Source organism: Nonomuraea sp. LPB2021202275-12-8, assembly GCF_037044575.1.
GTDB lineage: Bacteria > Actinomycetota > Actinomycetes > Streptosporangiales > Streptosporangiaceae > Nonomuraea.
The window spans coordinates 171,116-196,066 of record NZ_JBAHWD010000009.1; the positions used below are offsets into that span (position 1 = coordinate 171,116).

Below are 24,951 nucleotides of genomic sequence, written 5' to 3' on the forward strand. Positions count from 1 at the left end.
CGTCATGCGGCTGGTCATCGCGCGATGCAGCGTGGATTACATAGGACGGCTCACGGCACACCTGCCGATGGCGCCGAGACTCATACTCATCAAGGCGGACGGCAGCGTGTCGATCCACGCTGACGACCGCGCCTTCAAGCCGCTCAACTGGATGAACCCGCCGTGCAAGCTCAAGGAGGACGGCGAGACGTGGACCGTCACCCATGGCAAGACGGGTGAAAAGCTGGTCCTGACGATGGCGGAGATCCTCCACGACTTCAGCCACGAGCTGGGCGTCGACCCGGGTCTCATCAAGGACGGCGTCGAGGCGCACCTGCAGGAGCTGCTGGCCGAGCACATCACGACGCTGGGCGACGGCTACTCGCTGATCCGTCGCGAGTACATGACGGCCATCGGCCCGGTGGACATCCTGTGCCGCGACGCGGCGGGCTCCACGGTGGCGGTGGAGATCAAGAGGCGCGGCGAGATCGACGGTGTCGAGCAGCTGACCCGCTATCTGGACCTGCTCAACCGCGATCCGCTGCTTGCTCCGGTCCGCGGCGTCTTCGCCGCTCAGGAGATCAAGCCGCAGGCCAGGGTGCTGGCCGCCGACCGCGGCATCTCCTGCGTCACCCTCGACTACGCCGCTCTGCGCGGCATCGAGCCGGAGAACCCCACCCTGTTCTAGCCACGCTAGTAAGCGGCGGCTTACCGGTTTATGGTGACGCCATGACGACGCTCACCTTCGACTCACTGAATCCGGCGACCGGCCAGGTCGTCGGCAGCCATCCCAAGCAGAGCGCGGACGCCGTGCGCGAGGCCGTCGACAGAGCCGAGGCGGCCGCGGCCTGGTGGGCCGGGCTCGGGCACGCCGAGCGGAAACGGCGGCTGCTCGATTACAAGGCGGTCATCACCCGCCACCTGCGCGAGCTGGCCGGGCTCGTGCACGAGGAGACCGGCAAGCCGGTGGCCGACGCCACCCTGGAGATCGTGCTGGCGATCACGCACCTCGACTGGGCGGCCCGCAACGCGCCGAAGGTGCTGGGGCGCCGCCGCGTCTCGGCCGGGATGATGGGTGTCAACCTGGCGGCCACGCTGGAGTATCTCCCCCTGGGTGTCGTCGGCGTCATCGGGCCGTGGAACTATCCGATCTTCACCCCCATGGGGTCGATCGCCTACGCGCTCGCCGCCGGCAACGCCGTGGTGTTCAAGCCGAGCGAGCTCACCCCCGGCATCGGGGTGCGCATGGCCGAGCTCTTCGCCGCGTCGGTGCCGGAGCACCCGGTCTTCCAGACGGTGACCGGGCTCGGCGAGACCGGCGCCTTCCTGGCCCGCGACCCCCGGGTCAAGAAGATCGCCTTCACCGGCTCCACCGCCACCGCCAAGCGGGTCATGGCTGCCTGCGCCGAGAACCTGACGCCGATCGTGGCCGAGTGCGGGGGCAAGGACGCGTTCATCGTGGACGCCGACGCCGATCTCAAGGCCGCCGCGGACGCGTGCCTGTGGGGCGCGATGTCCAACGCCGGACAGACCTGCACAGGCGTCGAGCGGGTGTACGTGGTCGACGCGGTCTATGAGCCGTTCATGCGCGAGCTGTCGGAGCGCGCGGCCTCGATCAAGGCCGGCGAGCATTACGGGCCGATCACCATGCCGGGACAGCTCGACATCATCAGGCGGCACATCGACGACGCCACCAAGTCAGGCAAGGCGATCACCGGCGGCCCCGGATCGGTGCGGGCGCCCTTCGTCGACCCGGTGATCGTGGCTGACGTGCCGGAGGACTCACCGGCGGTGCGTGAGGAGACGTTCGGGCCGACGATCACCGTGCGCCGCACCCGCGACGCGCAGGAGGCGCTGGAGCTCGCCAACGCCTCGGCCTACGGACTGGCGGGCACGATCTTCTCGCGCAACGCGCGCCGGGCGATGGAGCTGGCCCGCGCGATGCGCACGGGGATGACCGCGATCAACTCGGTGATCTCCTTCGCAGGGGTGCCGGCGCTGCCATTCGGCGGCGTGGGCGACTCCGGGTTCGGCCGCATCCACGGCGCCGACGGGCTGCGCGAATTCGCCCGCCCCAAGGCCATCTCCCGTCAGCGCTTCGCCTTGCCGGGAATGAACCTCACCTCGTTCTCCAGAGGGGCCGACGAGCTTGAGCGGCTGATCAGACTTGTCACGTTCTTGCACGGACGACGTAAGAGGTAACTGCCTGCCCTTTCCCTATACCGATCATCCATCCATAATTGTGTGCTCGGGGGCCACGATCATGTTGGACGGGTGGAATGTGAACCGGTCTTACCGGGGAATGTCGGCTGAGCAAAGGCTGGCGGACAGACGCGAGCGGCTGATGACGGCCGCCTACACGCTATACGCGAAGCCAGGATTCGCGGCCACGACGATCGAAAGGCTGTGCTCGGAGGCGCGCATCTCCAACCGGGCCTTCTATGAATGTTTCGGCGGCCGCGAGGAACTCCTCCAAGCCCTGCACGAGCGGTGCGTGGAGGAAAGCCTGGCCGTGGTGGCCAAGGCGTTACAGGAGGCGCCCGGCACCCTGGACGGCAAGGCGGGCGCCGGGATTCGCGCATACATCGAGTTCGCCACCGCCGACTGGCGCAGGGCGCGCATCATGCATCTGGAGGTGCGCCGATCGGGGGACGTCCTGACCGCCTCCCGTCAGCGCGCGGTCGACTCCTTCGCCCGGCTCGTCGAAGAAGCCACGGCCGAATTACCGGAGTCCGCCGCGGTGAATCGCCGCCTGGTCGCACTCGGGGTAATTGGAGCGCTGCAAGAGCTGCTCATCGAATGGCTGCTCGCGGACCGGCCGCCGGACATCGACGAACTCGTCGAGGTCGCCGTGCACATCTTCAGCAGGTCGCTCGGAGGTCCGTGAGTACATGATCACGCATTGTGATAACAGCACCATGTGAGATCTGTGAGGCGCGGGGGTTAATTGTCATTTGAATGCACCGGCCGGATTCGATGAATAAGCGCGCCCGAAAAGATCCGGCCGGAAAAGCGGGAGCGGGCCGCGGCTGATCGCTGCCCGCTCCGATATGTCGCCGCGTGCGGCGCCCCCCTGAGCGCCACCGCTGCTGCGTCAGGCCACCGCCGCCTGCGGCACTTCGACGTGTAGGACCCGATTCAGCCGGGTCACCGCCAGTACGCGCATGATCCTCGGTGGCACCCCCCGAAGGACGAGGCGGCGTTGCACGCTCAACGCGAGCCGATGCGTGCCCACGAGCACTCCGAGGCCGGTGGCGTCGATCATCTCCAGCTTGGAGAGGTCGACGATCAGGTCGCCCTCGCCGGCTTCGACGGCTTCGTGCAGCCGCGACCGCACCCCCGCCGACGTGCCCGCGTCGAGTCGCTCGCCGATCCGCACCACCTGTGCCCTTGGATTGCCCCGGACGCGCATGCCACCTCCTCAGTCACGCGACGCTGTCTCACGCCACGTGTTTGTGCTCTCACACAGAGCATTTACCGAGGTAGAACCCCAGCACTCCCCCACTACCCAGGTATCGGCAGGCACACGACCGCTTGGAGGAGAAACTCTCCGTCACCTGCCGGGCGGGCCGTCAGCTTCCCGCCCACGACCGCCACCCGCTCTGCCAGTCCGGTGAGGCCGCTGCCCAGATCGTCGCCGCGCCAACCGTCGACACCGTCGTTGCGTACGCTGATCTCGGCCTCCTCGTCGGTGAACCTGACGAGGATGTCGCAGTATGTGGCGGCGCTGTGCTTGAGCACATTCGTCACCGCCTCGCGGACGACGTAGGCGAACACCGGCGCCACGCCGTAAGGCAGATCGCGGTAGGGCAGATGCGTCTGGCATCGTACGCCTGCCGCTTCGAGAACTCCCTTAACGCTATTCAGCTCGGCGGCCAAGTCAAACTCGCGGTAGCCGCGCACGGCCTGGCGCAGCTCTCGCAGCGCCTTCCTGGTCAGTGTGTTGACCTCGGACATCTCCGCCTTGGCCGCCGCGGCGTCGGTGTCCGACAGCCGGACGGCCAGCTCGGTCTTGACCGCGATGGCGGACAACTGGTGCCCGACGAGGTCGTGCAGGTCCCTGGAGAAGCGCAGCCGCTCCTCGGCGAGCGCCAGCCGGGTGTGCGCCTCCTTGCCCTCCTGCGCCTGGACGGCGAGCTGCCACATCCAGATCCAGATCCGGTTGGACGGCGGGAAGGCCGCGCAGAAGATCGCGTAGACGATGGTGGCGTAGAGCAGGACGCGGGCGGGGCCGTGCTCGCCGACGAGCACGGTGGACGGCTCGATGAGGAAGTTGCCGAGGCTCACCATGACGCCCACCGCGAAGGTGCCGGCCGAAAGAGCCGTGGCTGTCAGTGGCGGCACGCCGAGCACCGCCACCGCCAGCCAGGCGACGAGCACCATGCCCCAGCTCATCGGATCGCCTCCGCCGACCGCCGCCGCGAACAACGCCAGCGCGCCCGCCACCAGGACCTCCCTGGTGGCGTACCGGCGCTCCAGCACAGCTACGACGATGCGCCGGTAGTACATGGTGAACCAGACAGCCGCGATCAGCGCGGGCACGGTGCGCAGCCAGTTCGGGGCAAGCCCGTTGATGTACGGCAGCACGGTCCGCATGGCGATGAACAACCACATCATCGCCGCGATCATGCTCAGCATCCGCAGGCTGTGCCGCCGTGCCCGGTCGATCGGATCCATTACTTGGCGCGCAGCACTTCGCCGAGCTTGACCCTGGCGCCGGTGCGCAGGACGGCCCGCTCGTAGACCTTCGCCCCGAAGGACAGCGTGCCGAGCACGGCCAGCACCATCAGCGCGACCGACACCCCGACCTCCCACAGCGGCACCTCCACTGCGGCCATCCGCACCGGCATCACCATGGAGGAGAACGGCGGGACGAAGGAGACGACGGTCGCCACCGTGCCGGTGGGGTCGGTGGTGGCGTAGAACGCCACGAAGTAGGCCGCCATGATGAGCATGGTCAGCGGCGACATCACGTTGCCCACCTCCTCCTGCCTGGAGACCAGCGAACTCAGTGCGGCCGCCATGGTGGCGAAGAAGGCATACCCGAGAACGAACCAGACCAGGACCCCCGCCACGATCGCGGCCATGCCGGGCGGGAACTCGGCGGCGAAGCCGGAGGCGAACGAGGCCCCGAGGCCCACCACGATGATCGTGGCGAGGTTGATCAGGCCGAGCACCCCAAGCCCGATGATCTTGCCGCCGAGCAGCTGCCACGGGCGCACGGAGCTGAGCAGGATCTCCACGATCCGGCTGCCCTTCTCCTCGACCACGCCCATCGCCACCGTCATGACCTGACCGATGATCAGCATGAAAAGCACCAGGACCAGGACCACCGCGATGCCGGTCCGCGCGGCCTGGTAGCGCGTGTCCGCGCCCACGGACTCCATCGTCAGGGGCGGGATCTGCACCCCCGCCGCACCGAGCTTGACCTCCCTGTTGGTGCTCTGCATGAGCACGCCGAGCTGGGAGTCGATCTCGCCGTCCGAGATCACCTTGGTGCCGTTGACCAGCACCGCGTCGACGTCCCCGGCGAGCACGGCCTTCCTGGCCGACTCCTCGTCGGGGAAGGAGCGCCACTCGAACTCGGCGTCGGGCGCCGCCGCCTGCAGCGGGAGCTGCTGGGAGTGTACGGTGCCCAGCGTGAAGGACTCGGGACCGCCCAGGAACTTCGGCGCGAAGGCCAGCGCGCCGACCAGCACGGCGGTGATCGCCAGGCTGATGAGGAACGCCTTCGTCCGCAGATGTGTGCGGATTTCCCGGCCCGCGACCAGCATCAACCCGTTCACGCCACGGCCTCCTTGAAGATCTCGGTGAGGGACGGCTGCTCGACCCCGAAGTGCTCGACGTGGCCCGCCTTCATGGCGCGGCGCAGGATCTCCTGGTCGTCGCCGTCCGCGGTCAGCAGCACATGACGGTCACCGGTGACGGTCACCTCGCCCGGCAGGCCGTCGGCCCAGCCGGGGGCCGGGGCGCGGACCACGACACGCAGCGTGCTGCTCTCCGCGGCCCGCAGTTCGCCGACCGTGCCGCTGGCCACCATGCGGCCCGCGGAGACGATGCCGACCGAGTCGCACAGCCGCTCCACCAGTTCGAGCTGGTGGCTGGAGAAGATCACCGGCACACCGCCTCGGCAGCGCTCCTGCAGGGCCGTGGCCAGTGCGTCGACCGCGATCGGGTCGAGCCCGGAGAACGGCTCGTCGAGGATGAGCACCTCGGGATCGTGCACCAGGGCCACCGCGAGCTGGACGCGCTGCTGGTTGCCCAGCGAGAGCGACTCCACCGTGTCGTTCCTGCGCTCGGTGAGTCCGAGCCGCTGGAGCAGGTCGTCGGTCGCCTGCTTGGCCGCCTCCGGGCTCAGCCCGTGCAGCCGGCCGAAGTACTCGATCTGCTCGCCCGCCCGCATCTTCTGGTAGAGCCCGCGCTCCTCCGGCATGTAGCCGAACTTCTGCCGGTCGGTGTACGACAGCGGCCTGTCCCGCCAGCTCACGGAGCCGGCGTCGGATTTGAGCACGCCCATGATGATCCGCATGGTCGTCGTCTTGCCTGCGCCGTTCGCCCCCACGAACCCGAACATCTCGCCCGGTCGTACAGCGAAGCTGATCCCATCCAGGGCGAGCTTGCCTTCCGGCGAGTCTGGGCCGCCGGCGAAGCGCTTGCGCAGTTCGCTGATCTCGAGCATCAGGTCCTCTCCTTCGTCATGAGTAGATAGTCCCGTATGCGGCGTTCGCCCTGCTAGTCGTGGAAATCAGCGGCCGGAGGTGCGCTGTGCGTCCGTTCGCGATGACATTTGTCATTACGCTGAACTCATGACGCGCGCAGACAAGGACAAGCCGGTCGTCCTCTCCCGGATCTACACCCGCACGGGAGACGACGGCACGACCACGCTGAGCGATCTGAGCCGCACGTCGAAGACGGATCCGCGGCTGGCGGCGTACGCGGACGTCGAGGAGGCCAATGCGCATCTGGGGCTGGCACTGTCGCACGGCACCCTGCCCGCCGAGATCGTGGCCGTCCTGGTGCGCGTCCAGAACGAGCTTTTCGACCTGGGCGCCGACCTCGCCACGCCGGTCACGGACAATCCGGAGTTCCCGCCCCTGCGGGTCGAGCAGTCCTACGTCGACTGGCTGGAAGGGCAGTGCGACCGCTTCAACGAGGAGCTCAAGCCGCTGCGCAGCTTCATCCTGCCGGGCGGCGACCCTGCCACGGCGGCTCTCCACCTGGCCCGCGTGACCGTCCGCAGGGCCGAGCGGACCACCTGGGCGGCCCTTGAGGCGCACCAGGACACCAACCCGCTGACGGCCCGCTACCTCAACCGCCTGTCAGACCTGCTCTTCATCCTGTGCAGGGTCGCCCACGGCGGCGACGAGATCCTGTGGAAGCCCGGCGGGACCAGATAGGGCTAGGCGACGTCCAGATAGGCGCTGGGCGGCGCCGACTCCAGCCAGGCGAGGAAGCCGGTCAGCGCGTCGGCGCTCATCGCCAGTGACAGGTCGCGCGTCGAGCCGGAACAGTCGACCGCGAACAGCCCACCGTCGAGCTCGCGGCGCTGAGAAACAATCAGGCCGCGCCTCGCGATCGCGTGGCGCGGCCGAAGTCGCAGACCCATGAGCGGGATCCAGTGGAGCTCCCCGTCGGCGTAGCGGGCTACGCCACTGCGCCAGGCGCCCTCACCCACCCGCAGGCGACAGGGAACACTCCCGCGACGGGCCAGCATGAGAGCTCGCCCGAGCACCCAGGTGGCGGCCAGCAGCACACAGATCACCATCGTCGCTACCATGCCGCCCCCTGAACTCGTGATGATCAGACCTCTTCGCCCGCGGCGCGCAGCCTGGCCCTGGCACGCTTGGCCTCGATCGCCGCGTCGGCGTCCTCCTGGTTGGCCTCGATCGAGGCCTGGGCCCGGTCGAGAGCGTCACGGGCAGCCGCGACGTCGACCTCGGAACCGAGCTCGGCCACCTCGGCGAGCACGGAGACCTCGTCGTCGGCCACGGAGATGAATCCACCGTGCACCGCGGCGACCAGGTCACCCTCGCCCTCCCGCTTCACGCGCAGCACGCCGCCCTCGACGAGAACACCGAGCACAGGTGCGTGTTGCGGCATAATACCGATCTCGCCGTCCACGGTCTTGGCAATCACCATGTCGGCCTCGCCCGACCAGATCTCACGCTCGGGTGAGACAACCCCTACGCGTAGCTTCGCCACTTGTGTAGGTTCCTTTCCGATCAGGTGGTGGCGCGGCAGCGAACCGCACCACCACCGTGTGGGGCGACTTAGCGGCGCTCGAGTTCCTTGGCCTTGGCCACGGCCTGCTCGATGCCACCGACCATGAAGAACGCCTGCTCGGGCAGGTGGTCGTACTCACCCGCGCAGAGGCCCTTGAAGGAGGCGATGGTCTCGTCCAGCGGCACGTTCTCGCCCGGCTGGCCGGTGAACGCCTCGGCGGCGTACATCGGGTGCGACAGGAACCGCTCGATACGACGGGCCCGCTGCACCGTGACCTTGTCCTCTTCCGACAGCTCGTCGATACCGAGGATCGCGATGATGTCCTGGAGCTCGCGGTACTTCTGCAGGATCCGCTTGGTCTCCTGAGCCACCCGGTAGTGCTCCTCGCCCACGATCTGCGGGTCCAGGATCCGGGAGGAGGAGTCGAGCGGGTCCACCGCGGGGTAGATGCCCTTCTCCGAGATCGGCCGCGAAAGCACGGTCTGCGCGTCGAGGTGCGCGAACGCGTTGTGCGGGGCCGGGTCGGTGATGTCGTCGGCGGGCACGTAGATCGCCTGCATGGAGGTGATCGAGTGACCACGCGTCGAGGTGATGCGCTCCTGCAGAACACCCATCTCGTCGGCCAGCGTCGGCTGGTAACCCACGGCCGAGGGCATGCGGCCCAGCAGCGTGGAGACCTCCGAACCGGCCTGCGTGAAGCGGAAGATGTTGTCGATGAACAGCAGCACGTCCTGCTTCTGCACGTCACGGAAGTACTCGGCCATCGTCAGGGCCGAGAGCGCGACGCGCAGACGGGTGCCCGGCGGCTCGTCCATCTGACCGAAGACGAGCGCGGTGTCCTTGAGGACGTCCGCCTCCTCCATCTCCAGCCAGAGGTCGTTGCCCTCACGGGTGCGCTCGCCCACACCGGCGAACACCGAGGTGCCACCGAAGTTGCGGGCGACTCGACGGATCATCTCCTGGATCAGAACCGTCTTGCCCACGCCCGCGCCACCGAACAGGCCGATCTTTCCGCCCTGTACGTACGGCGTGAGCAGGTCGATGACCTTGATGCCCGTGACGAGCATCTCGGTGCGCGACTCGAGCTGGTCGAACGGCGGCGACGGGCGGTGGATGCCCCATCTCTCGGTGATCTTGAGAGAAGCGGTCGGCACGTCCAGCGACTCGCCGAGCGTGTTCCACACGTGGCCCTTGACGATGTCGCCGACTGGCACCGAGATCGGCTTCCCGGTGTCGGTGACCGCCGCACCGCGGATCACACCGTCGGTGGGCTGCATGGAGATGGCCCGCACCAGGTTGTCGCCCAGGTGCTGGGCGACCTCCGCGGTCAGGAGCTTGGTCTCACCACCGAGGGTCACCTCGAGGGTCAGCGCGTTGTAGATGTCGGGCATCGCCTCGACGGGGAACTCCACGTCGACGACGGGCCCTGTGACGCGAGCCACGCGGCCGGCACCGGCCGCGGGGGTCTCAACAGTCTCAACAGCCTCTGCAGTCATTTCACTCTTTCCCCGCTGCGGCGTCAGCGAGCGCGTTGGCGCCACCGACGATCTCGCTGATTTCCTGGGTGATCTCGGCCTGGCGAGCCTGGTTCATCTGCATGGTGAACACGCGGATCAGCTCGTTGGCGTTGTCCGTGGCGGACTTCATGGCGCGGCGGCGTGCGGCCTCCTCGGAGGCCGCGGACTCCAGCAGCGCCGTGAAGATGCGGGACTCCACGTAGCGCGGCAGCAGCGTCTCCAGCACGTCACCGGCGGTCGGCTCGAACTCGAAGTACGGCGGGATCGTGTCGGTCTCCGTCGCCTCGGTCTCCTCGACCTCCAGCGGCAGGATGCGCTTGACCACGACGTTCTGGGTGAGCATCGAGACGAACTCGGTGGAGACGATGTGGATCTCGTCGATGCCGTTCTCGTCCTTGAAGGAGTCGATCAGCGTCTCTGCGATCTGCTTGGCGTCCTTGTAGGAGGGCGCCCTGGAGAAGCCGACCCACTGGCCGCCCATCTCGCGGTTGCGGAAGGTGTGCCAGGTGACACCCTTCCGGCCGGTGACGAACGGCACGACCTCCATGCCGCGACTGGCCAGCAGCCCGCGCAGGGCCTCGGCCTCGCGCAGCACGTTGGCGTTGAAGCCGCCGCAGAACCCGCTGTCGCTGGTGACGATGAGCACGCCCGCCTTGACGGGGTTCTCCTTCGCCACGGTCAGCGGATGGTCGACGCTGGCCGCGTTGCTGACGACGCCGGTGACGGCGCGAGTGATCTCGCGCTCGTACGGCAGCGCCGCCTGCATCCGCATCTGCGCCTTCACGATCCGCGAAGAGGCGATGAGCTCCTGCGCACGCGTGATCTTGGCCGTCGACTTGACCGACCTGATCCGCCGCCGCAGCAGCCTTAGCTGGGCACCCATCGGCTACTTCTTCTCCGCCGGGCGGACGACCTTGCGGATCTTCTCCTGGCCGACCTCATCGGCCTCCAGGGGAGCCACCGGCTCGTCCTTCACCAGCAGCTCGCCGGAGGAGGTGGTGAAGCCCTTCTTGAACTCCGTGATGGCGTCCTTGAGCGCGGCGATGGTGTCGTCGCCGAGCTGGCCGGTCTCGCGGATGGTGTCGAAGATGCCCTTGTTCGTGCTCTGGATGAAGTCCTGGAACTCGCTCTCGAAACGCCGGATGTCCTCCACCGGAACCTCGTCGAGCTCGCCCGTGGTGCCCGCCCAGACCGACACGACCTGCCGCTCCACCGAGAACGGAGAGTACTGGGGCTGGATGAGCAGCTCGGTCAGGCGCTGGCCGCGGTCGAGCTGGGCGCGGGAGGCCGCGTCCAGGTCGGAGGCGAAGGCCGCGAAGGCCTCCAGGTCGCGATACTGCGACAGCGACAGACGCAGCGTGCCCGCGACCTTCCGCATCGCCTTGACCTGCGCCGAACCGCCGACTCGGGAGACGGAGATACCGACGTTGATGGCCGGGCGGATGCCGGCGTTGAAGTAGTCGGTCTCCAGGAAGCACTGGCCGTCGGTGATGGAGATGACGTTGGTCGGGATGAACGCCGAGACGTCGTTGCCCTTCGTCTCGATGATCGGCAGACCGGTCATCGAGCCGCCGCCCATGTCGTCGGACAGCTTGGCGCAGCGCTCCAGCAGGCGGGAGTGGAGGTAGAAGACGTCACCGGGGAACGCCTCGCGGCCCGGCGGGCGGCGCAGCAGCAGCGAGACGGCGCGGTAGGCGTCGGCCTGCTTGGTGAGGTCGTCGAAAATGATCAGGACGTGCTTGCCCTGGTACATCCAGTGCTGGCCGATGGCCGAACCGGTGTAGGGGGCGATGTACTTGTAACCAGCGGGGTCGGACGCCGGGGCGGCGACGATCGTGGTGTATTCGAGCGCGCCGGCCTCTTCGAGACGCGAACGCACCTGCGCGATCGTCGAGCCCTTCTGGCCGACGGCCACGTAGACGCAGCGCACCTGCTTCTCGGGGTCGCCCGAGAGCCAGTTGTCGCGCTGGTTGAGGATGGTGTCCACGGCGATCGCGGTCTTGCCGGTGCCACGGTCACCGATGATCAGCTGGCGCTGGCCGCGCCCGATCGGCGTCATGGCGTCGATCGCCTTGATGCCGGTCTGCAGCGGCTGCTTCACCGGCTGCCGCTGGACTACCGAGGGGGCCTGCAGCTCGAGGGCGCGCAGGCCCTCGGCCTCGATGGCGCCCTTGCCGTCGAGCGGGTTGCCCAGGGGGTCGACCACGCGGCCGAGGAAGTTGTCGCCGACGGGCGCGGACAGGACCTCGCCCGTCCGGCGGACCGTCTGGCCCTCTTCGATGCCGCTGAATTGGCCCAGGACCACGACACCGATCTCGCGGGTGTCGAGGTTAAGTGCCAGGCCGCGCGTGCCATTCTCGAACTCGAGCAGCTCGTTCGCCATCGCCGAGGGAAGGCCGGAGACATGGGCAATGCCGTCGCCGGCGTCGACGACGGTCCCGATCTCCTCGCGCGCGGCGCCTTCCGGTTCGTACGCCTGGACGAAGCGCTCAAGCGCGTCCCGGATCTCGTCCGGCCGGATCGTAAGCTCCGCCATCTCTACTCTGTCTCCCTATTCGCCTAGCCGGCCAACCGGCGGCGGACTTCTTCGATTCGTCCCACAATGGTGGTGTCGATGATCTCGTCGCCGATGCGGACCGAGAACCCACCGAGCACTCGCTTGTCCACCTCGACATTCAGGTGCACGTCACGGCCGTAGGAGGAACGCAGCCAGGCGGCGAGCCGCTGCTTCTGCGCCTCCGAAAGCTCGACCGCGCTGCGAACCACCGCCACCAGGCGCTGGCTCTGCTGCGACACGAGCCGGCCGAACTCCTCCAGCCCCGTTTCCAGGCTACGTCCTCGCGGATGCACTGCCACCTGCGCCACGAGGCGCAGCGTGGTCGGTGCGACCTTGCCTCCGAGCAGGTTCTGCAGCAGCTCGCGCTTGCCTGCTTCGGGGGCGGCGGCGTCGGCGAGTGCGCGGCGCAGCTCCGGGTTGGCGGCCATGATGCGGCCGAAGCGGAAGAGCTCGTCCTCCACGTCGTCGAGCTTGCGCTGGCTCTCGGCCTCGGCCGCCGCGGCGACGACGCCGAGACGCTCGAGCACGTCGGCCAGGTCACCGGCACGCGACCACTTCGCCGAGACCGCGGCCTCGGTGGTGGCGGTCGCGGGCTCGCTGACCTTGCCGTCGAGCAGCGCGCGCACCGTGCGCGCCTTCTGCTCGGCGGCCCTGGCCGGGTCCGACAGGGCCCGGCGCAGGCCGTGCTCCCGGTCGAGCAGATCCGCGACAGCGAACAGCTCGTCGGAGAGCGTGCCAAGGTCGGCGCTTGCGGCGACCGCGTTGAAGCGCTCCTCGACCTCTGCCAGCGAAGTCCTGCTCAAACCACGCATCAACGCACCGCCTGCGCGTCGGAGCTCTCCAGCTCGTCAAGGAACCGGTCGACGGTGCGGCGCTGCCGGGCCTCGTCCTCGAGGGACTCGCCGACGATGCGGCCGGCCAGCTCGGTCGACAGGCGACCGACCTCGTTGCGGAGCTGGGCGAACGCCTGCTGGCGGTCCGCCTCGATCTGGGCGTGAGCCGCCTCGACGAGACGGCGGGCCTCGGCCTGCGCCTCCTCGCGGAGCTCTGCCTTGATCTGCGCGGCCTGCTCGCGAGCCTCTTCGCGCAGCCGAGCCGCGTCGCGCCTGGCCTCTTCGAGCTGGTCGCTGTACTGCCGCTGCAGGGCCTGCGCCTGTGCCTGGGCTTCCTCTGCCCTCTTGATGCCGCCCTCGATGGCGTCGGTGCGCTCGCTCAGCGTCTTCTGGATACGCGGGACGAGAATCCTGCCGACGACGAAGAGGACGACGAAGAACGCGAAGATACCGACGACGAGCTCATAGGTGTGCGGCATGAGAGGGTTCGCACCCTCCTCCGCCGCAACCGTGCGGAGCGTAGCTGCCATGTTCATGGTCGCAGCCTTTCGTCAGAGGGGGTGATCAGGAGGCGCCGATGCCCTGGAAGATGAACGGCGCGACCAGACCGATGAGGGCGAGAGCCTCGGTGAGGACGAAGCCGAGGAGCATGTTCTGGCGGATCAGGCCGTAGGCCTCGGGCTGACGCGCGATGGCCTGCACGCCCTGACCGAAGATGATGCCAACGCCGATGCCGGGGCCGATGGCGGCAAGACCGTAACCGATGGCGGTGACGTTGCCGGAGACCTCAGCGAGAACGCTCATTGCTGTTTTCCTTTACTGGACGGCCGGTGAAGCGGACTCTCACCGGTCACGGATATTCCGGTAGGTGGTTCTCAGTGCTCTGCGTGCAGCGCGCTGCCGATGTACATCGCGGCCAGCATCGCGAAGAGGAATGCCTGCAGGAACTGAATGAACATCTCGAAGCCGGTGAGGATGATCGTCATGACCACGCCGAGTACGCCGATGGGGGCGCCGAGCGGGGTCAGCTTCTCGAACAGGAACCAGAAGCCCACCATGCTGAAGAACGCGAGGAGCATGTGGCCGGCGAACATGTTCGCGAACAGTCGGACCGCGTGCGTGAACGGCGCGATGATCATGTTCGAGAGGAACTCGATCGGGGCCAGCAGCACGTAGATCGGCTTGGGCAACCCCGGCGGGAACATCATGTTCTTGAAGTAGCCGACGCCACCCTGGTGCTTCACGCCCAGATAGACCTTGAGCACGTAGATGGAGACCGCGAGCACGGCCGGGAAGGCGATGTGCGAGGCGACCGGGAACTGGAGCACCGGGATGACACCCATGAGGTTCCAGACCAGCACCAGGAAGAACAGGGTGACCAGCAGGCCCATGTACCGGTCGGCGTCCTTGCCGAGGAACGGCCGGGCGACCTGGTCGCGCACGAACATGTAGCCGTACTCGGCGACGTTCTGCACGCCTCTGGGGACGAGCTTGGGCTTGGCGAAGGCCGCCCAGCAGAAGCCGATCACGAGGATGGAGCTGAGAATGGCGAGCAGGACCGGCTTGGTGAACCAGTCGACCCCGGGAATGATGGGGGGCAGGGTGAACAGTTCTTCAGGCGTGGGCGCCCCGAACTGGTCGCCCGGTGGTGCTAGGACCGTCAGCGCACTCACGCGGCGTTCCCTTCAACGTCGTAGTGGATCACAGGAGTTTCCTCGGAGAAGCGGTCGCTGCGTCGGGCTAGCGACCGTGCCTCCGGTAGACCGCATAGCCGGCGAGCACCAGCCCCAGAACGATGCCTATGGGGAAGAACGCGGACAGGTCTAGCCAGCGGTCCAGCAACCACCCGATGCCGCCGTAGACCGCCATCCCGGCGAGAAGATAGCTGGGGACCGACCACATGGCGTCGGCGAAGTCGCGACCGTCTGTTTCCGGTCGTCGTTCCTGTTCGCTCATCGCGGCCCTGACGATAGCAGGCGAGTAGAGGACTAGTCATATCGGACCCCGTCCCCATAGGGAAAGCCTCATCGGTCGCCCTGCCCGGGGACCTTGGCTTCGGGGTCGACGTACAGCATCTTGGTCTTGACGAAGGCGCGGACTTCGAAGGCCGTCCAGACGATCGTGCACACGACCACCGTCCAGGCGAACGCCTGCGCGTTCCACATCGCGGTGTCTCCGAACGCGACCAGCATCACCATGATGACGATGACCTTGACCAGGTAGCTGACCATCGCGGCGATCGCCATCATCTGCGGAGAGACGCGGGCGGCGGCCGAGACGGCCACCACGCTGATGCTGAAGAAGACTCCGACGAGCAAGGTGCCGATCACCGCGCCCAGCGCACCCTTGCCGCCGGCCACCACCAGAGCCACGACCACGGCAGCCACTCCGACCACGAGGGTGGGGATCGCGGCGCTTTTCAGTACGCGCACGTCGTTGGCTTGCATCGGTGCTCCATCAGCGAGTTATCAAGCGAGCGTTTGCTACCCCCAGAACACGCATGTTCGGAGGCCCTTGCTCGTGAAAGATATCACAAGCTCACGGAAGACCGCTTTTACCTGCCCTTTCTAGTTCACGATCACGGACGGCTCGGAAAGGCGGGAATGACCGGGTTGTGCTCGGCGCTGGCACGCTCCTGGGTGGGGCCGGGCTCTGGCGGCATCCGCCGTCTGACCTCGGTCTCCGGCACGATCGGCGGCATCGGCCCGGTGGGCGGCCCGTCGTCGTCGTCCGGCTGCTTGCCGCGTGAGGAGTGCCCCCCGCCCCGCCTGCGCCACCGCGGCGCGGCCATCAGCACCAGCACGCCGAGCGCGAGCAGGATCACCACGGGGAACATCAGCACCGGCACGCCGATCGTGGACATCGCCACGATGCCGAACGCGAACAGGAACGCCCACGCGTACATGATCAGGACGGACTGCCGATGCGAGTGGCCGATGTCCATCAGCCGGTGGTGCAAGTGGCCCCGGTCGGGGGCGAACGGCGACATGCCGTAGGAGGTGCGCCGCACCACGGCGGTTATCAGGTCGATGAGCGGCAGCACCAGCACCGCGGCCGGCACCAGCAGCGGGGTCAGCACGCCGAACTTGTTGACGCCCTCGATGACCGACGGGTCGACCGGCGTCACGGTGACGATGGAGGAGGCGAGCACCAGCCCGATCAGCATCGCTCCGGTGTCGCCCATGAAGATCTTGGCCGGGTGGAAGTTGTGCGGCAGGAAGCCCAGGCAGGTGCCGATGAGGATGGCGGCGATGGCCGCGGTCGTGGCGATGCGGTCGCCGGTGATGCTCTGCTTCAGGAAGATCGAGTAGGCCCAGGTGGCCATGCCCGCGATGCACACGATCCCTGCCGCCAGGCCGTCGAGCCCGTCGACGAAGTTGACGGCGTTGATCGCCACCACCACGACCAGGATCGTGATGATCGTGCTCAGGGTGTAGTCGAGGCTGGTGGAGCCACCCCAGTCCTTGGGCAGCGGGATGTAGGTCAGCCGCAGCCCGAAGTAGACCAGCAGGCCCGCGGCGGCGATCTGACCGGCCAGCTTGATGAAGGGGTCCATGCCCCACCAGTCGTCCAGGAAGCCGGTCAGCGTGATGAGGCCGCCCGAGACGATGAGCGCGAGCACCGGCTGGCCGTCGGAGTCGGCGAGCGCCTCCCCCGTGTTGGTCAGCTCGCTGGCCACCAGAAGCCCCGCCACCAGCCCGCCGTACATCGCCAGGCCGCCCAGCCTGGGCGTCGGTGTGGTGTGCACGTCACGTTCGCGGATCTCCGGCGTGGCCCCGATGCGGATGGCGAAGCGACGCACCAGCGGGACGAGCAGATAGGTCACCGCGGCCGCGACGAGCGCCATGAACAGATATTCGCGCACGAACCTAGTTTCCAGGATGCTCCGGCCACCTGTGACCGGAAAACGACACAGACCGGCTTAATATTCGCTGAGATATGGCTGATGGATGGCGAGCAGTGCGGAGACTCTTGCCCGTACGTCCGGCCCCGCCTCAGGATCTCGTACGGCGCGCGCCACGAGCGTCCCGATCTCTTTCAATTCCTGGAGCCCCATCCCCTGGGTGGTGACGCAGGGCGTGCCGACGCGGATCCCCGAGGTCACGGCCGCCGGCTCCGGGTCGTAGGGGATCGCGTTGCGGTTGAGCGTGATCCCCGCCGCCGCGCACCGCCGCTCCGCCTCGGCCCCGGACACACCCAGCTCGCGCAGGTCGATCAGCGACAGGTGCGTGTCCGTACCTCCGGAGACGGGTCGCATCCCCTCCGCGGCCAGCGCGTCGCACAGGGCCTGGGAGTTGGCCACCACCTGCCGGGCGTAGTCGGCGAACTCCGGCCGCAGCGCCTCCCCGAACGCCACCGCCTTCGCCGCCACCGCGTGCATCAGCGGCCCGCCCTGGATGAAGGGGAACACCGCCCGGTCGATCCTCCTGGCCAGCTCCGCCGTGCACAGAATGCCTCCACCGCGCGGCCCGCGCAGCGCCTTGTGCGTGGTGAAGGTGACGACGTCCGCGTACGGCACCGCGGACGGGATCGCCCGGCCCGCCATCAGGCCGATCGGGTGCGCCACGTCGGCCAGCAACCACGCGCCCACCTCGTCGGCGATGCCACGGAATATCCCGTAGTCGATCAGGCGCGAATAGGCAGTCGCGCCGCAGACGATCAGCTTCGGCCGCCGCCTCAGCGCCAGGTCCCTTACCTCGTCGTAGTCGATGAGCTCGGTGTCGCGCCGCACCCCGTAGGACGCCACGTCGAACCACCGGCCGGAGAAGTTGACCTTGGAGCCGTGCGTGAGGTGACCGCCGTGCGGCAGCGCCATGGCCACCATGGTGTCGCCAGGCTGCAGCAGCGCGGCGTACGCGGCCAGGTTCGCCGACGCGCCGGAGTGCGGCTGTACGTTCGCGTGCTCGGCCCCGAACAGCTCGCGGGCCCGCTCGATGGCCAGGCGCTCGGCCCGGTCCACGACCTCGCAGCCGCCGTAGTAGCGCCGCCCCGGGTAGCCCTCGGCGTACTTGTTGCTCAGCGTCGAACCGAGCGCGGCCAGCACGGCGGGCGAGGTGAAGTTCTCGCTCGCGATCAGCTGGATCCCGGCGCGTTCCCGCTCGACCTCGTCGAGCAGCACCTGCGCCAGCTCCGGGTCCTGCCTCTGGAGCCGATCGAAATCGGGGCCGTAGTTGGGCTCTCCACCCATCACCCCACTGTACGATCGAATGTCCGTTTTTTCCAGATTTCAGGGGAATGTCGGAAAATGTAGGGCTCAGGAGAAGGCGTGCGGTGCCCCGATCGCGCTCGGGATCCACCGTGGCGTGTCGGCTGCCTCATCGCTGATGGACGTCAGCACGGCCTGGCGGTAAAGAGCGAGCCGGGAACGCCACTCGGCGATGTCCTCGACGTAGCGGGCCCCCACCGGCGCGTCCCACGTCTGCGGGCTCCGGGCGAGCTGGTAGGCCTTGTCCAGCGCCGTCGTGAGGCTCTCCAGCAACGGCATGGCGTTCTGCCACGCCGTCACGAGACGCTGGTATTCAGGATTGAACTCCCACGCCCTCGGCTGGCTGTCCAGCGGACCTCCGGTAGCCGTGGCGGGCGGCATCTCCCCGGGCTGGCGAGGACGCGGCGCAGGCGGGTCCACGTACATCAGGCACTCCTCTCCGGCGTCCCCGGATCGAGCGACCCGGGCGGTCCATCGGGCTCGATGTCCTCAGGCAGCCACGCTCCCCGCCCCCACTCCCCCGGCGGCACCTCGACGGTGGGCATCTCCATCGGCTGGACGTCACGCGCGTTCGCCACCAGCGCCTGGAGCGTCTCCTGGTCGGGCGGTTCGACGTCGACAGACACCACGTCGCTGCCGTCGTCCGCCCAGGCGTTCCCTCCGCTCCCGGGGCCGTCGCTCCCGCCCTGCCCCGCGGACACCGAGGTGACGCCGTCTCCGGCCCCGGCCTCCGCCACCGCAGCGCTGTGGCCGCCGGACGCGGAGTCCGCCGCCATGCTCTGGCCGCCGGACGAGGTCGCGGTGCCGTCCGCGCCCTGTGTGCCCCCCGTGCCGCCCGCCGTGCCGGGCTCGATCGAACCCGAGGGGCCGTCGGGGCGGATGTTCTCGGGAGCCCACTGGCCCTCGCCCCACTCGCCGGGCGGGACCTCCACCCCCGGCATGGTGTGCGGCTGGATCTCCCGGGCGTTCTCGATCACCGTCCCGAGAGCCTCCAGGTCGAGGGGCCGGGCCTCGGCGGACACCACATCGCTGCCGTCGTTCGCCCAGGCCTCCACGCCTGCGCTCGCGTCCGTGCCCCTGCCCGGGTCCGAAGGCGGGCCGCCATCAGCCCTTGACCCGACGCTCTGCGTGCCGGTCTCGGACGCGCCACTCTCCGGCGCGGTCGGGGGCACGACCAGACCGGAACCGTCATCCCGCGGCGCCTGCCCGACGCCGTCCTGCCCGACGCCGTCCTGCCTCGTGTCGCGTACGTCCTGGTCTCGCGGTTGGACGTCCGGGGAGACACCGCCGTCACCGTCCCTGCCGTCGTCCGCGCAACCACCGGCGTCGTCGCCGACGGGAGGCTGCGTGGAAGGAGGCTGGTCCGTTCCGGACGGCGGCTCTGTGCCGATGGGCCGATCGGTTCCAGGCTGATCGCTCCCCACGAGCGGGTCGGTCCCGATGGGCCGGCCCGAACCGGCGGGCCTGTCCGCGTACGCGTCCGTCTGGCCGTTCTGGTCAGCCCCGGACGGTAGGTCTAGCGGCTGGACCTTGTCGAGGTTCTCCAGCAGACTCTCCAACTGCTTGGCCGTGGGAGGGTCGATGGGCACCTGGAGCACCTTGACGCCATCCACCACGACGACCTGCGGCTTGGTCGCATCTAGGTCATCCGGGTGGTCCTTCGCCGGAGTGTCGGCTATCCCCCGATCCGGCTCGGCCCCCTGATCCCGCCGGCTGCCCCGGTCCTCGTCCTTGGGCTCGTCAACAGACGTGTCATCATCACAGGCCTTGCCATCGGGCTTGGCGTCCGGCTTGTCGTCCTCGCCGGTCTTACCGTCGGGCTTGGCGTCCGGCTTGTCGTCCTCGCCGGTCTTGCCGTCGGGCTTGGCGTCGGGCTTGTCGTCCTCACCGGTCTTGCCGTCGGGCTTGGCGTCGGGCTTGTCGTCCTCACCGGTCTTACCGTCCGGCTTCGTCTCAGGCTTACCGTCCTCGCCCGTCTTGCCATCGGGCTTCGTCTCAGGCTTACCGTCCTCGCCCGTCTTGCCATCGGGCTTCGTCTCAGGCTTACCGTCCTCGGTGCGCGGGTTGTCGTACTTGTCGCGCCTGTCGTCCTTGCTGTCCTTGGGGTCATCGTCCTTGGCGTCGGCGCCCACCGCCGGGCGGGATCCGTCCCGCTCGCCGGCCCGCTTCTCCAGCACCCCCAACCGGCCCGTGACGTCCTTGACCATCCGGTCCGCGGCGTCGGCCACCTGGACGGGCCGGTGGGTGGTCTGGGTGGCCAGGCCGGCGCCGGACATGATCTGCCCGACGCGCCCCTCGACCCTGCGCAGTTCCTCGGCCGCCCGCTTCGCCTCAGCCAGCAGGTCACGGACCAGTTTGGGATCCATGCCGTCAAACTTGCCCATGGGTCACTCCCGGACGTCGCTGCTCCGGGCTTCACCGTAATCATGATCCGGCTGCCCGCGCAGCCGGGATAAGCAGACGGTATACGTCAGTCGTCGGTGGCGACGTACCCGATGATCCCGCGCAGCTTCCCGACGGGGATGGCGCCCTGCCTGAGGAGCCGCGGCACGGCCGTGGTCAGGTCGAGGATGGTGGACGGGGTGCTGTCGGTGGTCTTGCCGCCGTCGAGGTAGACGGCGACGGACTCGCCGAGCTGCTCCTCCGCCTCCGCCGCCGTGACGGCCGCGGGCGAGCCGGAGCGGTTGGCGCTGGAGACCGCCATCGGGCCGGTCTCCTTGAGCAGGTCGAGCGCGACCGGGTGGAGCGGCATGCGCAGCGCCACCGTGCCCTTGGCGTCGCCCAGATCCCACGACAGGGAGCGGTTGGCCTTGCAGACCAGTGTGAGCGGGCCCGGCCAGAAGGCGTCGATCAGGTCCTGGCCGTACGGGCCGAGGTCCTCGACCAGCGCGCCGGCGGCTCTGACCGTGCCGACGAGGACGGGCGGCGGCATGTCGCGGCCCCGGCCCTTGGCTGCGAGCAGCGCGGTGACGGCCGCGGGCGTGAAGGCGTCGGCGCCGATCCCGTAGACGGTGTCGGTCGGCAGCACCACGAGTTCGCCACGGCGGACGGCGGCGGCCGCCTCCTGCAGGCCTTCGGCCCGCTGTTCGAGGTCGGTGCAGTCAAAGCGTCTTCCCACGGCGTGCATCCTAGTCTTGGCCGAGTCTGGCGGTGACGAAGCGGTCCCTGCGAGTCAGGTCCTGACGCAGCCGTACGTCGCGCCAGCCGTTGTCTTCGGGAAAGGTGAGGTAGACGGACCGGCCCTGCTCGTCGGCGTGCTCGACGGCGACCCAGCCGCCGGGGCGCAGCAGCCGGCGGGCGGTGCGCTCGACCGCGCGAACCTCGCCGAGGCCGTCGTCCCCGGTGCCGTAGAGGGCGCGGGCCGGGTCGTAGTCGCGGACCTCGGGGTCGCGCGGGATCGCGCCGGGAGGGATGTAGGGCGGGTTGGAGATGACCAGGTCGACCTTGCCGTTGAGCTCGGGCAGTGCCTCGGCGAGGTCCTCTGGGTGCAGGTGGGTGCGGCCCTGGCCGTGCTCGGTGATGTTGCGCTTGGCCCAGCTGTAGGCGGCGGGGTCGACCTCGACGGCGTGCACTTCGGAGAGCGCGACTTCCTGGGCGATGGACAGCGCGATGGCGCCGGAGCCGGTGCCGAGGTCGACGACGATGGGCGCGGTGACGTCCATGGCGCGCAGCGTCTCGATGGCCCAGCCGGCCATGACCTCGGTCTCGGGGCGCGGGACGAACACTCCCGGGCCGACCGACAGCTCCAGATAGCGGAAGTAGGCGTGGCCGGTGATGTGTTGGAGCGGCTCACGCGCCTCGCGCCTGGCCACACCTTCCCAGAACAGCGCGTCGAAGTCGGCGTCCTTGACCGTGTGCAGCTCACTTCTGCGCACGCCGTGGACGAATGCCGCGATCTCCTCCGCGTCGGTGCGGGGGGACGGCACACCTGCCTCTGCCAGCCGCGCGGTGGCGAGGGCGATCTCGTCCAGCAGAAATGTCATGAGTGTTGTGCGAGCTTCTCCGCCATTTCGGCGTCGATGAGGGCCTGGGTGACGGCGTTGAGCTCACCGTCGAGAACCTGGTCGAGGTTATACGCCTTGAACCCGACGCGGTGGTCGGAGATGCGGTTCTCGGGATAATTGTAGGTGCGTACGCGCTCGGAGCGGTCGACGGTGCGCACCTGCGACTTGCGTTCGGCCTGCGCGGCGGCGTCCGCCTGCTCCTGGGCGATGGCCAGCAGCCGGGCACGCAGGATGCGCATGGCCGACTCCTTGTTCTGGAGCTGGCTCTTCTCGTTCTGGCAGGAGACCACGGTGCCGGTGGGCAGGTGGGTGATGCGGACCGCGGAGTCGGTGGTGTTGACGCTCTGGCCGCCGGGGCCGCTGGAGCGGTAGACGTCGATGCGCAGCTCGTTGGGGTCGACCTGGACCTCGACGTCCTCGGCCTCGGGGTAGACGAGCACGCCCGCGGCGCTGGTGTGGATGCGGCCCTGGGACTCGGTGACGGGCACGCGCTGCACGCGGTGCACTCCGCCTTCGAACTTCAGCCTGGACCACACGCCGTCGTCGCCCTTGGCCTTGATGGCGACCGTGACGTCCTTGTAGCCGCCGAGGTCGGAGGGCTGGCTGTCGATGATCTCGGCCTTCCAGCCGACGCGCTCGGCGTAGCGGAGATACATCCGCAGCAGGTCGCCGGCGAACAGCGCGGACTCCTCGCCGCCCTCGCCCGCCTTGATCTCCATGATGATGTCCTTGTCATCGTTGGGATCACGCGGGATCAGCAGGTGCTTGAGCCGCTCCTCCAGCCGGGGGATGCGCAATTCGAGATCGGCGGCCTCCTCGGCGAACCCCTCGTCCTCGCCGGCGAGCTCCTTGGCGGCGGACAGGTCGTCGCGGGCCGCCTCCAGCTCGCGGTAGGTGCCGACGACCGGAGTGAGCTGGGCGTAGCGCTTGCCGAGCGTGCGGGCCCTGCCCTGGTCGGCGTGCACGGCGGGATCGGCGAGCTGCAGCTCCAGCTCGGAATACTCCTTGAGCAACTCGTCGAGATTCACCGTGGATCCTTTGTCTTGCGTGTGGCGGGCCGTTTCACCAAGAACGCCGACCCGGCGCACGCGAGGTGCGTCCGGATCGGCGTCGGTGAAGCTACTTGCCCGTGGGCTTCTTGCCGAAGCGCTTCTCGAAGCGCGCCACCCGGCCGCCGGTGTCCAGGATCTTCTGCTTGCCCGTGTAGAACGGGTGGCAGGCGGAGCAGACGTCGGCGTGGATCACGCCGTTCTTGGCGGTGCTGCGGGTGGTGAACGTGTTTCCGCAGGTGCAGGTCACCTGGGTCACGTTGTAGTCGGGGTGGATGTCGCGCTTCATCGCTGTCCTTTCGGGGTGTGGTCGCCGGGTCGCCAGATGTGTGCGGCGGAGCGCATGGGCGGGAGCCGGAACCACAAAATCGGTCAGCTACCAGTGTGCCAGATGGTTCAACCCCCCAGGGCCACCTGCCATTCCCGGGATCTTTATGGCGGCCCTCCCAGTGGTCACACTAGGCTCCCCGGCACAAACCATCACTTTACTGACAGAAGGAACACTCATCTGATGAAGAGAAGGGTGCGGTCGCTACTCACGACCGCCACGGGGGTCGCCGTTCTTTTCGGAGGCATCGGAGTCACGGGCCTCACCGCCACCAGCGCGTCCGCCTCACAGCACGCGCCGAGCGCCGCGCCGGACTTCACGGGGGATGTCTCGGCCAGCGCGTACGTCCCTGTCGAGGGCGACGCCGGAGCCAGTGTGACGCTCAGGCTCAAGGCCCCTGAGACGGTCAAGAGCGTCACCGGCGGCGTCGTACCGCCGGGAAAGGCCGAGCGGCCGGTCACGTTCGACTTCAAGCCGGGCGCCTCGGTCGTCACGGGCAAGTGGACGATCGGCAAGGACGACCCGGCCGGCGACTGGAAGCTGACCGTCAAGGTCGTCCGCGGCAGCGCGCAGGCCAACGAGTTCGCCGTCAAGGTGTCCGGCAAGCAGGGGATCAGCGCCGCGGCCGTCACCCCCGACCCCGTCAAACTGGTCAAGGGCAAGGACGTGAGGGTCTCGGTCGAGGCCTCGGTCAAAGGCTCCAGCTCGGTGTCGGCCAAGCTCGTCAGCGACGAGAGCAGCGAATACCACGACCTCGGAGCCCTGGCGCGGGAGCCGGACGGCTATCACCGCGGCTCCACCTACTTCAGTGACGACACCGCGGCCGGCGCGTGGACGCTGGAGGTCTACGCGACCCGCGGCGGCGAGGCCCTGAAGAGCCTGACCTCCTTCACGGTGGAGGCCGCCGCGGGCGGCGTCACCAAGAAGGCCAAGGCCAGGGTCACGATCGGCGCGGCCAAGAAGGTGAAGAAGGGCAAGACCTTCAAGGTGTACGGCAAGGCCTTCCGCGGAACCAAGCCGTACAAGGGCAAGAAGCTCAAGATCTACTTCAAGGCCAAGGGCACCAGGACCTACAAGCTCGTCGGATTCGCCACCACGATCTCGTCCGGCAAGTACACCAAGTCGGTGAAGGCCAGGAAGGACGGCTACTTCCGCGTCACGTCGCCCGGCACGTCCAAGACCAGGGCCGCCCTGTCGCCGCAGCGTCTGGTGGACGTCAGGTAGGCGGGGACGCGAAAAGCGGCGGGAGTGACGC

The 24,951-nt window shown here is 68.4% G+C and carries 28 protein-coding genes; 5 read left to right on the forward strand and 23 right to left on the reverse strand.

What is annotated here, in order from left to right; genetic code table 11:
* Positions 1–4 precede the first annotated feature (4 nt).
* From nucS to V5E28_RS19520, 3 genes are all read left to right on the forward strand, one after another.
* Positions 5–667, forward strand: a complete 663-nt coding sequence (nucS, locus tag V5E28_RS19510; protein WP_336208368.1) for an endonuclease NucS — start codon at positions 5–7, stop codon at positions 665–667.
* A 41-nt stretch (positions 668–708) separates the two neighbouring features.
* Positions 709–2,181 (forward strand): aldehyde dehydrogenase family protein, encoded by a 1,473-nt coding sequence (locus V5E28_RS19515; RefSeq protein WP_336208369.1) that lies wholly within the window; start codon positions 709–711, stop codon positions 2,179–2,181.
* Between the two features lie 100 nt (positions 2,182–2,281).
* On the forward strand, positions 2,282–2,866 hold the full coding sequence (locus V5E28_RS19520; protein WP_336208370.1) for a TetR/AcrR family transcriptional regulator: 585 nt from the start codon (positions 2,282–2,284) through the stop codon (positions 2,864–2,866).
* A 207-nt stretch (positions 2,867–3,073) separates the two neighbouring features.
* On the opposite strand, the gene V5E28_RS19525 is transcribed toward V5E28_RS19520, so the two are convergent.
* The 4 genes from V5E28_RS19525 to V5E28_RS19540 form a co-directional block, all read right to left on the reverse strand.
* Positions 3,074–3,391: an STAS domain-containing protein gene (locus V5E28_RS19525; protein ID WP_336208371.1), complete on the reverse strand. Its 318-nt coding sequence runs from the start codon at positions 3,389–3,391 to the stop codon at positions 3,074–3,076.
* Positions 3,392–3,483: 92 nt separating this feature from the next.
* Positions 3,484–4,656, reverse strand: a complete 1,173-nt coding sequence (locus V5E28_RS19530; protein WP_336208372.1) for a sensor histidine kinase — start codon at positions 4,654–4,656, stop codon at positions 3,484–3,486.
* On the reverse strand, positions 4,656–5,765 hold the full coding sequence (locus V5E28_RS19535) for an ABC transporter permease (RefSeq protein ID WP_336208373.1): 1,110 nt from the start codon (positions 5,763–5,765) through the stop codon (positions 4,656–4,658). Before V5E28_RS19535 ends, V5E28_RS19530 begins: the two co-directional genes overlap by 1 nt.
* Positions 5,762–6,658: an ABC transporter ATP-binding protein gene (locus V5E28_RS19540; protein ID WP_336208374.1), complete on the reverse strand. Its 897-nt coding sequence runs from the start codon at positions 6,656–6,658 to the stop codon at positions 5,762–5,764. Before V5E28_RS19540 ends, V5E28_RS19535 begins: the two co-directional genes overlap by 4 nt.
* A 127-nt stretch (positions 6,659–6,785) precedes the next feature.
* On the opposite strand from V5E28_RS19540, the gene V5E28_RS19545 reads away from it, so the two are divergent.
* Positions 6,786–7,376 carry a cob(I)yrinic acid a,c-diamide adenosyltransferase gene (locus V5E28_RS19545; protein ID WP_336208375.1) on the forward strand — a complete coding sequence of 197 codons (591 nt, stop codon included), beginning with the start codon at positions 6,786–6,788 and terminating at the stop codon, positions 7,374–7,376.
* A 2-nt stretch (positions 7,377–7,378) separates the two neighbouring features.
* On the opposite strand, the gene V5E28_RS19550 is transcribed toward V5E28_RS19545, so the two are convergent.
* The 19 genes from V5E28_RS19550 to rpmE all read right to left on the reverse strand — a co-directional run bounded on the left by V5E28_RS19550 (position 7,379) and on the right by rpmE (position 23,657).
* On the reverse strand, positions 7,379–7,744 hold the full coding sequence (locus tag V5E28_RS19550; protein ID WP_336208376.1) for a DUF2550 domain-containing protein: 366 nt from the start codon (positions 7,742–7,744) through the stop codon (positions 7,379–7,381).
* 35 nt (positions 7,745–7,779) lie between these two features.
* The gene (locus V5E28_RS19555; protein WP_043616272.1) at positions 7,780–8,181 is read right to left on the reverse strand and encodes a F0F1 ATP synthase subunit epsilon; all 402 of its coding nucleotides are present in this window, start codon (positions 8,179–8,181) and stop codon (positions 7,780–7,782) included.
* Positions 8,182–8,249: 68 nt separating this feature from the next.
* Complete coding sequence (gene atpD / locus V5E28_RS19560) at positions 8,250–9,698, reverse strand: F0F1 ATP synthase subunit beta (RefSeq protein WP_336208377.1); 1,449 nt, start codon at positions 9,696–9,698, stop codon at positions 8,250–8,252.
* Between the two features lies 1 nt (position 9,699).
* A complete protein-coding gene (locus tag V5E28_RS19565) occupies positions 9,700–10,602 on the reverse strand; it encodes a F0F1 ATP synthase subunit gamma (protein ID WP_336208378.1) in 903 nt (300 codons plus the stop codon).
* A 3-nt stretch (positions 10,603–10,605) separates the two neighbouring features.
* Complete coding sequence (gene atpA, locus V5E28_RS19570; protein ID WP_336208379.1) at positions 10,606–12,255, reverse strand: F0F1 ATP synthase subunit alpha; 1,650 nt, start codon at positions 12,253–12,255, stop codon at positions 10,606–10,608.
* A 23-nt stretch (positions 12,256–12,278) separates the two neighbouring features.
* Entirely contained in the window at positions 12,279–13,088 is an 810-nt protein-coding gene (locus V5E28_RS19575; protein ID WP_336208380.1) for a F0F1 ATP synthase subunit delta, read from the reverse strand.
* The gene (locus tag V5E28_RS19580) at positions 13,088–13,645 is read right to left on the reverse strand and encodes a F0F1 ATP synthase subunit B (protein ID WP_336208381.1); all 558 of its coding nucleotides are present in this window, start codon (positions 13,643–13,645) and stop codon (positions 13,088–13,090) included. Before V5E28_RS19580 ends, V5E28_RS19575 begins: the two co-directional genes overlap by 1 nt.
* A 28-nt stretch (positions 13,646–13,673) precedes the next feature.
* Positions 13,674–13,913 (reverse strand): ATP synthase F0 subunit C, encoded by a 240-nt coding sequence (atpE, locus tag V5E28_RS19585; RefSeq protein WP_157249910.1) that lies wholly within the window; start codon positions 13,911–13,913, stop codon positions 13,674–13,676.
* A gap of 71 nt (positions 13,914–13,984) precedes the next feature.
* Positions 13,985–14,782 (reverse strand): F0F1 ATP synthase subunit A, encoded by a 798-nt coding sequence (gene atpB / locus V5E28_RS19590; RefSeq protein WP_336208382.1) that lies wholly within the window; start codon positions 14,780–14,782, stop codon positions 13,985–13,987.
* A 67-nt stretch (positions 14,783–14,849) separates the two neighbouring features.
* On the reverse strand, positions 14,850–15,065 hold the full coding sequence (locus tag V5E28_RS19595; protein ID WP_187281350.1) for an AtpZ/AtpI family protein: 216 nt from the start codon (positions 15,063–15,065) through the stop codon (positions 14,850–14,852).
* Positions 15,066–15,133: 68 nt separating this feature from the next.
* Positions 15,134–15,556, reverse strand: a complete 423-nt coding sequence (locus V5E28_RS19600) for a hypothetical protein (protein WP_336208383.1) — start codon at positions 15,554–15,556, stop codon at positions 15,134–15,136.
* A gap of 131 nt (positions 15,557–15,687) precedes the next feature.
* On the reverse strand, positions 15,688–16,974 hold the full coding sequence (locus V5E28_RS19605; RefSeq protein WP_336208384.1) for a glycosyltransferase family 4 protein: 1,287 nt from the start codon (positions 16,972–16,974) through the stop codon (positions 15,688–15,690).
* Between the two features lie 57 nt (positions 16,975–17,031).
* On the reverse strand, positions 17,032–18,297 hold the full coding sequence (glyA, locus tag V5E28_RS19610; protein ID WP_336208385.1) for a serine hydroxymethyltransferase: 1,266 nt from the start codon (positions 18,295–18,297) through the stop codon (positions 17,032–17,034).
* A 66-nt stretch (positions 18,298–18,363) separates the two neighbouring features.
* Positions 18,364–18,741, reverse strand: coding sequence for a hypothetical protein (locus V5E28_RS19615; RefSeq protein WP_336208386.1), 378 nt, complete (start codon positions 18,739–18,741; stop codon positions 18,364–18,366).
* Positions 18,741–20,699: a hypothetical protein gene (locus V5E28_RS19620; protein ID WP_336208387.1), complete on the reverse strand. Its 1,959-nt coding sequence runs from the start codon at positions 20,697–20,699 to the stop codon at positions 18,741–18,743. The genes V5E28_RS19615 and V5E28_RS19620 overlap by 1 nt, the downstream gene beginning before the upstream one ends.
* A gap of 86 nt (positions 20,700–20,785) precedes the next feature.
* A complete protein-coding gene (locus V5E28_RS19625) occupies positions 20,786–21,433 on the reverse strand; it encodes an L-threonylcarbamoyladenylate synthase (RefSeq protein ID WP_336208388.1) in 648 nt (215 codons plus the stop codon).
* Positions 21,434–21,443: 10 nt separating this feature from the next.
* Entirely contained in the window at positions 21,444–22,298 is an 855-nt protein-coding gene (prmC, locus tag V5E28_RS19630) for a peptide chain release factor N(5)-glutamine methyltransferase (RefSeq protein ID WP_336208389.1), read from the reverse strand.
* Positions 22,295–23,347, reverse strand: a complete 1,053-nt coding sequence (gene prfA / locus V5E28_RS19635; protein WP_336208390.1) for a peptide chain release factor 1 — start codon at positions 23,345–23,347, stop codon at positions 22,295–22,297. Before prfA ends, prmC begins: the two co-directional genes overlap by 4 nt.
* Positions 23,348–23,438: 91 nt before the next feature.
* Positions 23,439–23,657, reverse strand: coding sequence for a 50S ribosomal protein L31 (gene rpmE / locus V5E28_RS19640; RefSeq protein WP_336208391.1), 219 nt, complete (start codon positions 23,655–23,657; stop codon positions 23,439–23,441).
* A 222-nt stretch (positions 23,658–23,879) separates the two neighbouring features.
* Between rpmE and V5E28_RS19645 the strand changes: the two genes are divergently transcribed.
* The gene (locus V5E28_RS19645) at positions 23,880–24,920 is read left to right on the forward strand and encodes a hypothetical protein (protein ID WP_336208392.1); all 1,041 of its coding nucleotides are present in this window, start codon (positions 23,880–23,882) and stop codon (positions 24,918–24,920) included.
* Positions 24,921–24,951 lie beyond the last annotated feature (31 nt).